The sequence below is a fragment of the Bacteroides uniformis genome, assembly GCF_025147485.1.
In the GTDB taxonomy this organism is placed as follows: Bacteria; Bacteroidota; Bacteroidia; order Bacteroidales; family Bacteroidaceae; genus Bacteroides; species Bacteroides uniformis.
Map to the genome: position 1 here is coordinate 787,353 of NZ_CP102263.1, position 13,827 is coordinate 801,179.

The following is a 13,827-nucleotide window of genomic DNA, read 5'->3' on the forward strand; positions in this document are numbered from 1 at the left end:
GATTTTACCCCAAAGAGAGTTTGATTTCCGTCTATCAAAAAGAGAAATCATCCGTAGCTTTGCATCATCAATAAAACGAACAATAATTTAAAAAACATCCATTATGAATAATAGAACATTTACCCAAGACCTACTCGGAGTTCAAAACGACTTATTACGCTTTGCATATAAATTAACCTCCGACCGCGAAGAGGCCAACGACCTGCTTCAAGAGACATCCCTGAAAGCTCTGGACAATGAAGAGAAGTACACACCTGATACCAACTTTAAAGGATGGATATATACCATCATGCGTAATATTTTCATCAACAATTACCGTAAAGTGGTACGTGACCAGACATTTGTAGATACCACAGACAATCTCTATCATCTGAACACGCCGCACGACCTCACACTCGACAGCACAGAAGGCGCCTACGACCTGAAGGAAATGCACCGCATTGTCAATGCCTTGCCACGTGAGTACAAGATACCTTTCTCCATGCATGTCTCCGGTTTCAAGTACCGTGAAATCGCAGAAAAGCTGAACCTCCCACTTGGAACAGTAAAGAGCCGCATCTTCTTTACCCGCCAGAAACTGCAACAGGAACTGAAAGATTTCAGATAAGAGAATACGGCAACCTAAGAATTGTTTATTAATTGGCCGGATAAAAAAGTAAATATGCTTATCTTTGGGCAATCATGGGACACAAACCAAGATACCTAAAGAAAAACCGAGTAATTAATAAACAACATGAAGAAACAGACAATCATTACAGCCTGCACATTTGCAGCAATGACAATGGCTACTCCTGCCATTTTTGCCGTACAGCCGGCCATGAGTAACCACGTATGCGCCTCCGACGCTATCAAGAAAGACAACCGACCGGTAGAATCAAAACGACTGTTCTGTTCCAAAGCCGTAGAAGAACAAATTCAACGGATACAGCAGCTGCTGAAAAATCAGAAGCTGTCATGGATGTTCACTAACTGCTTTCCCAACACGCTGGACACCACCGTCCATTTCCGCAAGGACAAGAAAGACGGGAAGCCCGACACATTTGTCTACACCGGAGATATCCATGCCATGTGGCTCCGCGACTCAGGTGCGCAGGTGTGGCCCTACGTACAGCTGGCCAATGAAGACAAGGAACTGAAGACGATGCTTGCAGGAGTCATCAACCGCCAATTCAAGCTGATTAATGTAGACCCGTTTGCCAACGCCTTCAACGACGGCCCCATCCCCGACGGACACTGGAAAACCGACCTTACCGACATGAACGACGAGGTGCACGAGCGTAAATGGGAAATCGATTCACTGTGTTATCCGCTACGCCTTGCCTACCATTACTGGAAAACGACCGGTGATACAAGCATCTTCGATGCCGAGTGGATAAAAGCAATCCAAAACATCCTGACCACCTTCCGCGACCAACAGCGCCGTGACGGACGCGGTTCCTACCATTTCCAGCGGGTAACTGAACGCGCACTGGACACGATGACCAACGACGGCTGGGGCAATCCGGTGAAACCGGTCGGACTGATTGCATCTTCTTTCCGCCCTTCCGATGACGCCACCACCTTCCAATTCCTGATACCCTCCAACTTCTTCGCCGTATCTTCGCTGCGTAAGGCAGCCGAGATTCTGACTGAAGTCAATAACCGCCCGGAGCTTGCAAAAGAATGTACCGACCTGGCCGGAGAAGTAGAAACCGCCCTACGAAAATACGCTACCTACAACCATCCCAAATACGGCACCATCTATGCCTTCGAGGTAGACGGTTTCGGCAACCACCTTCTGATGGACGACGCCAATGTACCGAGCCTTATCGCACTGCCCTATCTGGGCGATGTGGACATCAACGATCCTATTTACCAGAACACCCGTCGTTTCGTATGGAGCGAGGATAACCCATACTTCTTCAAAGGTACGGCAGGCGAAGGCATTGGAGGTCCGCACATCGGCTACGACATGATTTGGCCGATGAGCATCATGATGAAAGCCTTCACAAGCCAGAACGATGAAGAGATTAAAACTTGCGTGAAGATGTTGATGGATACAGAAGCCGGAACCGGCTTTATGCACGAGTCTTTCCACAAAGACAATCCCGCCAAGTTCACCCGCGCCTGGTTTGCATGGCAAAACACATTGTTTGGCGAACTCATTCTAAAACTGGTGAACGAGGGCAAGCTAGACTTGCTGAACAGCATACAGTAAAAAAACATTTATCCCCCCTGGATTCTGTGGATGAATGTAATAATCAACCACTCCAGGGGGAATATTATCACTCCTCCCTCCCATCATCTTCCGGTAAGTAGTAACGTTCACAAAATAGACGGGAAGTTAACAAAAAAAGTTTCAGAAGTTAATACTAAAACAAGAAAGAGTTAAGAAAGAGCTTTATCCCAAACTTTGGTTTTTCCAAACCAAGCCTGGGGATAGAGAAACCAAGTCTTGGTTTAGATATCCGCAAAGCTGGGAAAGAAGTTTCCCACCCAAGACACCATTCCACCAACAAGCGACTTTCAAACCAAAGACCGTCATCCTCAACCGAATCTTTTCAAAAGAGACTACACGAATCCCCCACCAGCAAAGCGTTTCAAAAGCAGCTTCATTATCAAATGAATAAGCTATCAACAAGGTGTTGAAAACTTCTTCCTAAGATTTTAGTTAAAAGATTGTGGGGAATTGTGGGGAAATGTGTATTTTTACCGTCGCTTATTATAATAAGGTGAGAAATGATACAATTTTTAGGTAATATCGAGGCTAAGGCGGATGCAAAAGGAAGAGTTTTCATCCCGGCCACCTTCCGGAAACAGCTGCAAGCCGCTTCTGAAGAAAGACTCGTGTTGCGTAAGGACGTGTATCAGGATTGCCTGGTGCTCTACCCGGAAAGTGTATGGTTTGCCACTCAAAACCAACTTCGCTGCCGACTGAATAAATGGAACGCCAAACAACAAATGATTTTCCGCCAGTTCGTAAGTGACGCGGAAGTCATGACCCCTGACGGGAACGGACGCATCCTGCTCCCAAAACGTTACCTGCAAATGGCGGGTATACAAAGTGATGTCCGCTTCATTGGTGTGGACAACACAATAGAAATCTGGGCTAAGGAACGTGCCGACCAACCATTCATGAACCCCGACGAGTTCAGCGAGGCTCTTGAAGAACTGCTGGGAGACGAAAATATTTGTTGTAACGAAAATAAGCTATAAACAACAGATGATGAAAGAAGAAACAACATATCACATCCCCGTATTGCTGATGCCGAGCGTAGATGCAATGAACATCCGTCCGGACGGCACGTATGTAGACGTAACGTTTGGTGGAGGAGGACATTCGCGCGAGATACTGTCCCGCCTGGAAGACGGCGGCCGGCTGCTGAGCTTCGACCAGGACGAGGATGCGGAACGTAACATTGTGAACAACCCGCATTTTACATTCGTACGCAGCAACTTCCGCTACCTGCACAACTTCCTACGCTATCACGGCATCGAAAAAGTGGATGCCATACTTGCCGACCTCGGCGTATCTTCCCATCACTTTGATGACAGCGAACGGGGATTCTCCTTCCGCTTCGACGGGGCACTGGATATGCGTATGAACAAGCGTGCCGGCCTAACCGCTGCCGACATCGTGAATACCTACGAAGAAGAAAAGCTGGCCGATATTTTTTATCTGTACGGCGAGCTGAAGAACAGCCGGAAACTGGCATCTGTCATCGTTAAGGCACGGGCTACGCAGAGAATTGCCACCATCGGCGAATTTCTGGAAATCGTCAAACCACTCTTCGGCCGCGAACGCGAGAAGAAAGAACTGGCAAAAGTATTCCAGGCATTGCGCATTGAGGTAAACCAGGAAATGGAAGCACTGAAAGAAATGCTGTATGCGGCAACAGAAGCGCTAAAGCCGGGAGGCCGCCTGGTGGTGATAACCTATCACTCCCTGGAAGACCGTATGGTGAAGAATATCATGAAAACCGGCAACGTGGAAGGCAAGGCCGAAAAAGATTTTTTCGGGAACGTATTGACCCCGTTCCGGCTAGTCAACAACAAAGTGATTGTACCGGACGAGGAAGAGATAGAGCGCAATCCGCGTTCGCGCAGCGCCAAGCTGAGAATTGCAGAAAGAGTAATGAATGATTAGTGACTAGCAATGGAAAAGAAGCAAGAAGAAAAGAATACGGAAAAGGTGAAAAAACGCACCTCACTGAAGAACATCATCGGAGGCGACATTCTGGCCACAGACTTCTTCCGCCGCCAAGCCGGATTGTTGTTCCTTATCATGGTGCTTATCATTATTTACATCAACAACCGTTACGAATGCCAACTGCAACTGATAGAGATAGACAATCTTAAAAAAGAGCTGATAGACATCAAGTACGATGCCCTGACACGCAGTTCGGAATTGATGGAGCGGAGCCGCCAATCACGCATCGAGGAATACATCGCCACCAAAGAAAGCGATTTGCAGACTTCCACTAATCCACCGTACTTACTAAAATAATGGAGAATTGAGGATTAAAGTAATTTCAATAGTACATCGTAAATCGTTAAATCGTAAATAACATTGGCTGTAAATAAAAAAAACATAATGACCCGTTACTTCTTCGTCGTCCTACTCATGGGGCTGGTGGGGATAGCTATTGTTGTAAAAGGTGCCATGATTATGTTTGCCGAGCGACAGTACTGGCACGATGTAGCCGACCGCTTCGTAAAAGAGAATGTAACGGTGAAGCCCAACCGGGGAAATATCCTGTCCTCGGATGGCAAACTGATGGCAAGTTCGCTGCCAGAATATAAAATATATATGGACTTCATGTCCGGCGAAAGGGACGAGAAACGCCGCAAAAAGGACCAGCAGCGCAAGGATTCTATCTGGAAAGCCAATTTCGATTCTATCTGTATCGGGCTTCATCAGATTTTTCCGGACATCAGTGCCGCCACCTTCAAAAGCCATCTGCGCAAGGGGCGGGAGATGAAGAGCCGGAACTACAACATTCTTCCCAACCGCAACCGGCGCATCTCTTACATTCAGTATAAGGAAGCCAAACGGTTACCCGTATTCAAGATGAACAAATACCGAGGCGGTTTCCACGAACAGATATACAACCAGCGTAAAAAGCCGTTCGGTTCTTTGGCAGCCCAAACCCTGGGCCGTCTCTATGCCGATACAGCCATGGGAGCCCGTAACGGCATTGAACTGGCCTTCGACACCCTGCTGAAAGGACGGAACGGTATTACCCACCGTCAGAAGGTGATGAATAAATACCTGAATATCGTAGACCTTCCCCCGGTAGACGGTTGTGACATCATATCCACCCTCGACGTAGGCATGCAGGACATCTGCGAAAAAGCCCTGGTAGACAAGTTGAAGGAAATCAATGCCAATGTCGGGGTAGCCGTACTGATGGAAGTGGCTACCGGAGAAGTAAAGGCCATTGTCAACATGATGAAAGCCGGAGACGGCAATTACTACGAAATGAACAGTAATGCCATCAGCGATATGTTGGAACCGGGCTCCACCTTCAAGACAGCCTCCATTATGGTGGCACTGGAAGATGGCAAGATAACCCCGGATACCGAGGTAGACACGGGCAACGGTATTATGAATATGTACGGCAGCAAGATGAGAGACCACAACTGGCACCGGGGAGGTTATGGAAAGATAGATGTGACACGTATTCTGGAAGTTTCTTCCAATGTGGGCGTCTCCTACCTCATCGACAAGCACTACAAGGATAATCCGCAGAAGTTCGTGGACGGTTTGAAGCGCATGAGCATCGACCAGCCGCTTCATCTGCAAATACCCGGTGAAGGGAAGCCCAACATCAAAGGACCCAAAGAGCGTTATTTTGCCAAAACGACTTTGCCGTGGATGAGTATCGGCTACGAGACTCAGGTACCTCCTATGAACATACTGACCTTCTACAATGCCATAGCCAACAACGGGGTCATGGTACGCCCCAAGTTTGTGAAAGCAGCGGTAAAGGACGGTGAGGTAGTGAAAGAATATCCTACGGAAGTAATCAATCCCAAGATATGTTCCGACCATACCCTGACACAGATCCGCGAAATCCTTCGGAAAGTGGTATCGCAAGGTCTGGCAAAACCCGCCGGCAGCAAGCAATTCTCCGTATCGGGCAAGACGGGTACGGCACAGATTTCACAAGGAGCCGCCGGATATAAGTCGGGACGGGTGAATTACCTTGTAAGTTTCTGCGGATATTTCCCCTCGGAAGCACCCAAATACAGTTGCATCGTTTCCATTCAGAAGCCTGGGTTACCAGCTTCAGGCGGTCTGATGGCAGGTAGTGTCTTTGGGAAAATAGCAGAAAGAGTTTATGCCAAAGACCTGCGTTTTGACATACGCAGTGCCATAGACAGTACCACCAATGTGATTCCTCCCGTGAAAGCCGGAGAGATGAACGAAGCACTCCTTGTACTGAATGATTTGAAAGTGCCCGTTCAGAAACAGTTCGCCGGACAAAAGAAAAAGGAACAGTGGGGGCATACACAAGCTGCTCCGTCGGCAGTCATCCTGCAAGACCAGGAACCGGCCTCGGGCACCGTGCCCAGCGTGGTAGGTATGGGAGCGAAAGATGCTGTCTACCTTTTAGAGAGTAAAGGACTGAAAGTAAGGCTAAACGGCGTAGGACGGGTGAGGAACCAGTCCATAGCAAGCGGTAGCCGGATAGTGAAAGGACAAACCATAGCCCTGACACTACGTTAACATGAGAATAAACAAGATTTGGATATACACTATATATAATAAGGTATGAGATTAAGTGATTTGTTGCAAACAATACAGCCGGTCCGGATTACCGGAAGTACAAGCATGGAGATAACGGGGGTGAATATAGATTCCCGCCTGATAGGAACCGGACATCTGTTCATGGCCATGCGTGGTACGCAGACCGACGGGCATGCCTATATTCCGGCTGCCATCGATAAAGGGGCTGTTGCAGTATTGTGTGAAGAATTGCCGGAAGAGCTTAAGGCCGGCATCACCTACATTCAGGTGAAAGACAGTGAAGATGCCGTAGGGAAAGTGGCTACCACTTTCTATGGCGACCCTACATCCAAGATGGAACTCATCGGCGTGACCGGAACCAACGGAAAAACAACCGTTGCCACCTTATTATATAATACTTTCCGCTATTTCGGCTACAAGGTCGGACTGGTTTCCACTGTATGCAATTACATCGACGACCAGCCCGTACCGACCGAACACACCACCCCGGACCCGATAACCCTGAACCGCCTGCTCGGAGAAATGGCAGATTCCGGCTGCAAGTATGCCTTCATGGAAGTCAGTTCCCATTCCATTGCCCAAAAGCGCATCAGCGGTCTGAAGTTTGCCGGCGGTATTTTCACTAATCTGACCCGCGACCATCTGGATTATCATAAAACGGTGGAGAACTACCTCAAAGCCAAGAAAAAGTTCTTCGACGAACTGCCAAAAGGAGCTTTCAGCCTGACCAACCTGGATGACAAGAACGGACTTGTGATGACGCAGAATACCCGTTCGAAGGTATACACCTACTCTTTGCGTAGTCTTAGCGACTTCAAAGGCAAAGTCTTGGAGTCTCATTTCGAGGGAATGTTGCTCGACTTCAACAATCACGAACTGGCAGTACGTTTCATCGGAAAGTTCAATGCCTACAACCTGCTGGCGGTATTCGGTACTGCCGTATTGCTTGGCAAGAAAGAAGAGGATGTACTGGTTGCCCTCAGCACGCTGCATCCGGTAACCGGCCGCTTCGATGCCATCCGTTCACCGAAAGGCTACACCGCCATTGTGGACTATGCGCATACTCCAGACGCCCTGGTCAATGTATTGAACGCCATTCACGGAGTGCTGGAAGGAAAAGGGAAAGTGATTACCGTTGTGGGCGCCGGCGGCAACCGCGACAAAGGCAAGCGTCCCATCATGGCCAAAGAATCCGCCCGCTTGAGCGACCGGGTCATCATCACCTCCGATAACCCGCGCTTTGAAGAGCCGCAGGACATCATCAACGACATGCTGGCGGGACTGGATAAAGACGACATGCAGAAAACCATCAGCATCACCGACCGCCGCGAAGCCATCAAGACAGCCTGCATGCTGGCACAGCCGGGAGACGTGATTCTCGTTGCAGGCAAGGGGCATGAGAATTATCAGGAGATTAAAGGCGTGAAACACCATTTTGACGACAAAGAGATATTAAATGAGATAATGTGCTAATATGCCAATGTGCTAATCGCCATGCGTCATGTAGGATATTCATTCCTTTACCAGCAGATATACCAGACTATCAATTAGCATATTGGCACATTAGCACATTAAACAATTAAATAATTAACATCATGTTATACTATTTATTTCAATGGTTAGACAAATATGACTTCCCCGGTGCGGGCATGTTTGGCTATACATCCTTCCGTTCGTTGATGGCAATCATTCTGGCATTGCTCATTTCGAGTATCTGGGGAGATAAGTTCATCAATCTACTGAAACGCAAGCAGATTACTGAAACGCAACGTGATGCCAGCATCGACCCGTTCGGCGTAAACAAGGTGGGAGTACCCAGCATGGGCGGTGTCATCATTATTTTTGCCATACTCATTCCTTGCCTACTACTGGGCAAATTGAGCAATATTTATATGATATTGATGCTGATTACCACAATCTGGCTGGGGTCGCTGGGCTTTGCCGACGACTACATCAAGATATTCAAGAAGGACAAGGAAGGCCTGCACGGTAAGTTCAAAATCATCGGTCAGGTAGGCTTGGGACTTATCGTCGGACTGACTCTCTACCTCAGTCCGCAGGTGGTTATCCGCGAGAACATAGAAATAGAGAAACCGGACGGACAGATAGAAGTGGTGCATGCCGCCAAGGAAATCAAGGCAACACAGACCACCATCCCATTCTTCAAGAGCAACAACTTCGACTATGCCGACCTAGTGGGCTTCATGGGTGAACATGCCCAGACAGCAGGTTGGATACTGTTTGTGATTATCACGATTTTCGTAGTTACCGCCGTCAGCAACGGAGCCAACCTAAATGACGGAATGGACGGAATGGCGGCAGGGAACTCTGCCATTATCGGACTGACCTTGGGAATACTCGCCTACGTATCGAGCCACATTGAATATGCCGGCTACCTGAATATCATGTACATTCCCGGCTCGGAAGAACTGGTAATCTTTATCTGTGCCTTCATCGGTGCACTTATCGGCTTCTTGTGGTACAATGCCTATCCGGCCCAGGTATTCATGGGCGATACGGGCAGTCTGACCATTGGAGGAATCATCGCAGTATACGCCATCATTATTCACAAGGAACTGCTGATACCCATCCTTTGCGGTATCTTCCTGGTGGAGAACCTTTCGGTCATCCTGCAACGCCTCTACTACAAGGCAGGCAAGCGGAAAGGCGTGAAACAACGTCTCTTCAAAAGAACACCGATACACGACCACTTCCGCACTTCCATGAGCCTGATAGAGCCGGGATGCAGCGTAGTATTCACCAAACCGGACAAGCTGTTCCACGAATCCAAAATCACCATCCGCTTCTGGATTGTGACGATTGTATTGGCAGCGATAACGATTATAACATTAAAGATTAGATAATAATTATTCAATATGCTAATGTGCCAATGTGCTAATTGCCATGCGGCACGACAGCGCAGCTCATTAGCACATTGGCACATTAATCATATTAGTACATTATGAGAATTGTAGTATTAGGAGCTGGCGAAAGCGGCGCAGGCGCTGCCGTACTGGCCAAAGTGAAAGGATTCGACACGTTCGTCTCCGACATGTCCGCCATCAAAGACAAATACAAGGAACTGCTGGATAAATACGGCATTGCCTGGGAAGAGGGACACCACACAGAAGAGTTGATTCTGAATGCTGACGAAGTGGTGAAAAGTCCCGGTATCCCCAACGACGCACCGCTCATTATGAAATTAAAGGAAAAAGGTACGCCCATCATCTCTGAGATAGAGTTTGCGGGACGGTACACTGACGCAAAGATGGTCTGTATCACCGGCTCGAACGGAAAGACTACAACCACCTCGCTCATTTATCACATCTTCAAGAGCGCAGGCCTGAACGTCGGCCTCGCCGGCAACATCGGCAACAGTCTGGCCTTGCAGGTAGCCACGGAGCAGCATGATTACTATGTCATTGAGCTGAGTTCCTTCCAGCTGGACAATATGTATAACTTCCGTGCCAACATTGCCGTACTGATGAACATCACACCAGACCACTTGGACCGTTACGACCACTGTATGCAGAAATATGTGGACGCCAAATTCCGCATCACCCAAAACCAGACACCGGAAGACGCTTTTATCTTCTGGAACGACGACCCCATCATCAAGCGCGAATTAGACAAGCATGGCCTGCGCGCCCATCTCTACCCGTTCGCTGCCGTGAAGGAAGACGGGGCCATCGCATACGTGGAAGACGGTGAAGTGGAAATCAACGAACCGATAGCCTTCAATATGGAGCAAGAGGAGCTGGCGCTGCACGGCACACACAACCTATACAATTCGTTAGCCGCCGGCATCTCGGCCAATTTGGCCGGCATCCGGAAAGAATATATCCGCAAAGCCTTGTCCGACTTCAAGGGAGTGGAACACCGGTTGGAGAAAGTAGCCACCGTACGCGGCGTGAGCTTCATCAACGATTCCAAGGCTACGAACGTAAACTCCTGCTGGTATGCCCTACAAAGCATGACCGGCAAAACCGTACTTATCCTCGGCGGTAAAGACAAAGGAAACGATTACACGGAAATCGAAGACCTCGTACGCGAAAAGTGCTCTGCCCTGGTCTATTTGGGTTTGCACAACGAAAAGTTGCACGCCTTCTTCGACCGTCTGGGACTGCCCGTAGCCGACGTGCAGACCGGCATGCAGGATGCCGTAGAAGCAGCCTTCAAGCTGGCAAAGAAAGGTGAAACCGTGTTGCTCAGTCCTTGCTGTGCCTCCTTCGACCTCTTCAAGAGCTATGAGGACCGCGGCAATCAGTTCAAAGCATGTGTCAGAACACTATAAGATACGGATGCCGCAACAGTCCTATTACGCATCCCGTAACAAGAATGGCAACTTTTAATTCTTTAATTATTAATTTTTAATTTGCGAAGCATTGGATTTATTAAAGAGCATATTCAAAGGCGATAAAGTGATTTGGATTATTTTCCTTTTCCTTTGCCTCATCTCCATCACAGAGGTATTCAGTGCTGCCAGTACGCTGACCTACAAGAGTGGCGACCACTGGGGACCGATTACGCAGCACAGCATCCTCCTGATGGTAGGCGCCGTCATTGTAGTACTGGTACACAACATCCCCTATAAATGGTTTCAGGTGTTCCCGGTATTCCTGCTTCCGATATCCATCGGACTGCTGGCTTTTGTGATGCTGATGGGATTCATTACCGGCGACCGCGTAAACGGCGCAGCCCGCTGGATGACCTTCATGGGCATTCAGTTCCAGCCGTCGGAAATAGCGAAGATGGCCGTTGTCATCGTTACCGCCTTTATCCTCTCGAAAGGGCAGGATGAAGACGGTGCAAGTCCGAAAGCCTTTAAGCGCATCATGATTATTACCTGCATTGTCTGTGGCCTTATCCTGCCAGAAAACTACTCGACGGGAATGCTGCTCTTCGGAACGGTCTACCTGATGATGTTCATCGGACGGGTATCTGCCAGGAAACTGCTGATACTGGGAGGAGGAATTGTGGCATTCGTAACAGTCTTTGTCGCCTTCCTGCTGGCCACGCCAGACAAGACATTGGAAAATATACCGATGGGGCACCGCTTCACCACTGTAAAATCCCGTATTGCAGACTTTACCAACAAGGAGGAAGTTCCTGCCGCCAAATTCGACATCGACGGCGACGGGCAAGTGGCACATGCCCGTATTGCCGTAGCTACGAGCAACGTTGTAGGCAAGGGTCCGGGAAACTCCGTACAGCGTGACTTTCTGAGCCAGGCATTCTCCGATTTCATCTATGCCATCATCATCGAGGAACTGGGACTGGTAGGCGGAATAGTCGTTGTGTTCCTTTATGTCTGCCTATTGGTGCGAGTGGGCCGTATCGCCAAAAAATGCGACCGCACTTTCCCCGCTTTCCTCATTACCGGAATAGCCTTGCTGCTCGTCACGCAGGCGCTGTTCAACATGATGGTTGCCGTAGGTCTGGCACCCGTCACGGGACAACCGCTTCCACTCATCAGCAAGGGTGGTACATCCACTTTCATCAACTGTGCCTACATCGGCATGATACTGAGTGTCAGCCGCTATACAGCCAAGCTGGAGGAACAGCGGATGCATGATGCGCAAGTGCCGATGCTGATAGATGCCGGAAATGCCGAGCACCCGGAACAACCTGCCGACAGCGAAGCACAGACAGCCGCTGAGCCGACAGCAAAGGTACTGAACAGTGATGCGGAGTTTGAATAACAGCCTCTCCCCCAACCCCTCCCCCGTAGGGAGGGGAGAAAAGAATAATTGAGTAATGGAGGGCATGCCAATAATACAAAAATAAAAAAGAACAAGAATATGAGTAAAGAGGCGAACAACTATACAACCAAAAGTAACTCTACCCCTCTCCCTACGGGGAAGGGGGTGAGGCTTATCATCAGCGGCGGCGGTACCGGAGGACATATCTTTCCGGCCATCTCCATCGCTAACGCCATAAAAGAGTTGTGTCCCGACGCGGAGATTCTCTTCGTAGGTGCCGAAGGAAGAATGGAAATGCAGCGTGTTCCAGATGCCGGTTACCGGATTATAGGTTTACCCGTTGCCGGATTCGACCGCAAACATCTGTGGAAGAACTTCTCCGTACTGCTGAAACTGATACGAAGCCAGTGGAAAGCACGGAGCATCATCAAGGAGTTCCGCCCGCAAGTAGCCGTCGGTGTAGGTGGCTATGCCAGTGGTCCTACGCTGAAAATGGCGGGCATGATGGGTATTCCCACGCTGATACAGGAACAGAATTCCTACGCCGGTGTCACCAACAAGCTGCTGGCACAGAAGGCATGCAAGATTTGCGTGGCCTACGAAGGCATGGAAAAGTTCTTCCCGGCAGAAAAGATAATCATGACAGGTAATCCGGTGCGCCAGAACCTGCTCGGACATTCCATCCTGCACGCAGACGCCGTAAAGTACTTCGGATTGAACCCGGAAAAGAAGACTATCCTCATTCTGGGCGGTAGTCTTGGAGCGCGTACCATCAACCAGACACTGACCGCCGGCCTGGATATCATTCGTACCCACCCCGACGTACAGTTTATCTGGCAGACTGGCAAGATATACATTGACCAAGTCAGAGAAGCCATTACAGCCACTACGGGAGAAGCCGTACGTAACCCGCATATCAGTGCCATTCCGAATCTGTATGTGACGGACTTCATTAAGGATATGGCAAACGCCTATGCCGCTGCCGATCTGGTGATTTCACGTGCCGGAGCCGGTTCCATCTCCGAGTTCTGCCTGCTGCACAAGCCGGTCATCCTGGTTCCCTCACCCAATGTGGCCGAAGACCATCAGACCAAGAATGCGCTGGCGCTGGTGGATAAGGATGCAGCTATCTATGTGAAGGATGTGGAAGCGAAAGAGAAGCTGCTGCCGGTGGCGTTGGAGACAATCGCTAACCCCGAGAAGCTGCAAGACTTGAGCAAGAATATCGCCAAGCTAGCGTTGCCGGACTCGGCGACAATTATTGCGAAGGAGGTATTGAAGAGCCTCTCCCCTTGTCCCTCCCCCGTAGGGAGGGGGGAATAGATAGTACTGCTATCGTTCTTTTTATAATATCATACTTTTGGAAGAAGAGTTTGAAGAAAAAATTTGAAT

Annotated in this window: 11 protein-coding genes; all 11 read left to right on the forward strand. The window is 49.1% G+C overall.

The genetic code is table 11. From position 1 onward, the window contains the following. The first annotated feature begins 103 nt into the window (after nt 1-103). The 11 genes from NQ510_RS03040 (at nt 104) to murG (ending at nt 13,758) form a co-directional block, all read left to right on the forward strand. A complete protein-coding gene (locus NQ510_RS03040) occupies nt 104-607 on the forward strand; it encodes an RNA polymerase sigma factor (protein ID WP_005830374.1) in 504 nt (167 codons plus the stop codon). A gap of 168 nt (nt 608-775) precedes the next feature. Beyond that, complete coding sequence (locus tag NQ510_RS03045; protein ID WP_085931089.1) at nt 776-2,197, forward strand: glycoside hydrolase family 125 protein; 1,422 nt, start codon at nt 776-778, stop codon at nt 2,195-2,197. Between the two features lie 521 nt (nt 2,198-2,718). Next, entirely contained in the window at nt 2,719-3,195 is a 477-nt protein-coding gene (mraZ, locus tag NQ510_RS03050; RefSeq protein ID WP_005830382.1) for a division/cell wall cluster transcriptional repressor MraZ, read from the forward strand. A gap of 10 nt (nt 3,196-3,205) precedes the next feature. Next, a complete protein-coding gene (rsmH, locus tag NQ510_RS03055; RefSeq protein WP_008662693.1) occupies nt 3,206-4,126 on the forward strand; it encodes a 16S rRNA (cytosine(1402)-N(4))-methyltransferase RsmH in 921 nt (306 codons plus the stop codon). Nucleotides 4,127-4,135: 9 nt separating this feature from the next. Then, entirely contained in the window at nt 4,136-4,486 is a 351-nt protein-coding gene (locus NQ510_RS03060) for an FtsL-like putative cell division protein (protein ID WP_005830386.1), read from the forward strand. 87 nt (nt 4,487-4,573) lie between these two features. Next, nucleotides 4,574-6,712, forward strand: coding sequence for a penicillin-binding protein (locus NQ510_RS03065; RefSeq protein WP_005830388.1), 2,139 nt, complete (start codon nt 4,574-4,576; stop codon nt 6,710-6,712). A 45-nt stretch (nt 6,713-6,757) separates the two neighbouring features. Then, the gene (locus tag NQ510_RS03070; protein WP_016272445.1) at nt 6,758-8,206 is read left to right on the forward strand and encodes a UDP-N-acetylmuramoyl-L-alanyl-D-glutamate--2,6-diaminopimelate ligase; all 1,449 of its coding nucleotides are present in this window, start codon (nt 6,758-6,760) and stop codon (nt 8,204-8,206) included. Nucleotides 8,207-8,328: 122 nt separating this feature from the next. Next, the gene (mraY, locus tag NQ510_RS03075) at nt 8,329-9,597 is read left to right on the forward strand and encodes a phospho-N-acetylmuramoyl-pentapeptide-transferase (RefSeq protein WP_005830392.1); all 1,269 of its coding nucleotides are present in this window, start codon (nt 8,329-8,331) and stop codon (nt 9,595-9,597) included. A gap of 95 nt (nt 9,598-9,692) precedes the next feature. Next, entirely contained in the window at nt 9,693-11,027 is a 1,335-nt protein-coding gene (gene murD / locus NQ510_RS03080; protein ID WP_034525910.1) for a UDP-N-acetylmuramoyl-L-alanine--D-glutamate ligase, read from the forward strand. Between the two features lie 91 nt (nt 11,028-11,118). Continuing rightward, nucleotides 11,119-12,435, forward strand: coding sequence for an FtsW/RodA/SpoVE family cell cycle protein (locus NQ510_RS03085; RefSeq protein ID WP_005830397.1), 1,317 nt, complete (start codon nt 11,119-11,121; stop codon nt 12,433-12,435). A 99-nt stretch (nt 12,436-12,534) separates the two neighbouring features. Continuing rightward, complete coding sequence (gene murG / locus NQ510_RS03090) at nt 12,535-13,758, forward strand: undecaprenyldiphospho-muramoylpentapeptide beta-N-acetylglucosaminyltransferase (protein WP_008662690.1); 1,224 nt, start codon at nt 12,535-12,537, stop codon at nt 13,756-13,758. Nucleotides 13,759-13,827 lie beyond the last annotated feature (69 nt).

Bases quoted from the DNA above. Each gene is read 5' to 3' on its own strand.
- NQ510_RS03070 (WP_016272445.1), top strand. From the start codon at position 6,758: ATGAGATTAAGTGATTTGTTGCAAACAATACAGCCGGTCCGGATTACC.
- NQ510_RS03065 (WP_005830388.1), top strand. From the start codon at position 4,574: ATGACCCGTTACTTCTTCGTCGTCCTACTCATGGGGCTGGTGGGGATA.
- mraY (WP_005830392.1), top strand. From the start codon at position 8,329: ATGTTATACTATTTATTTCAATGGTTAGACAAATATGACTTCCCCGGT.
- NQ510_RS03045 (WP_085931089.1), top strand. From the start codon at position 776: ATGACAATGGCTACTCCTGCCATTTTTGCCGTACAGCCGGCCATGAGT.
- mraZ (WP_005830382.1), top strand. From the start codon at position 2,719: ATGATACAATTTTTAGGTAATATCGAGGCTAAGGCGGATGCAAAAGGA.
- NQ510_RS03060 (WP_005830386.1), top strand. From the start codon at position 4,136: ATGGAAAAGAAGCAAGAAGAAAAGAATACGGAAAAGGTGAAAAAACGC.
- NQ510_RS03040 (WP_005830374.1), top strand. From the start codon at position 104: ATGAATAATAGAACATTTACCCAAGACCTACTCGGAGTTCAAAACGAC.
- murG (WP_008662690.1), top strand. From the start codon at position 12,535: ATGAGTAAAGAGGCGAACAACTATACAACCAAAAGTAACTCTACCCCT.
- rsmH (WP_008662693.1), top strand. From the start codon at position 3,206: ATGAAAGAAGAAACAACATATCACATCCCCGTATTGCTGATGCCGAGC.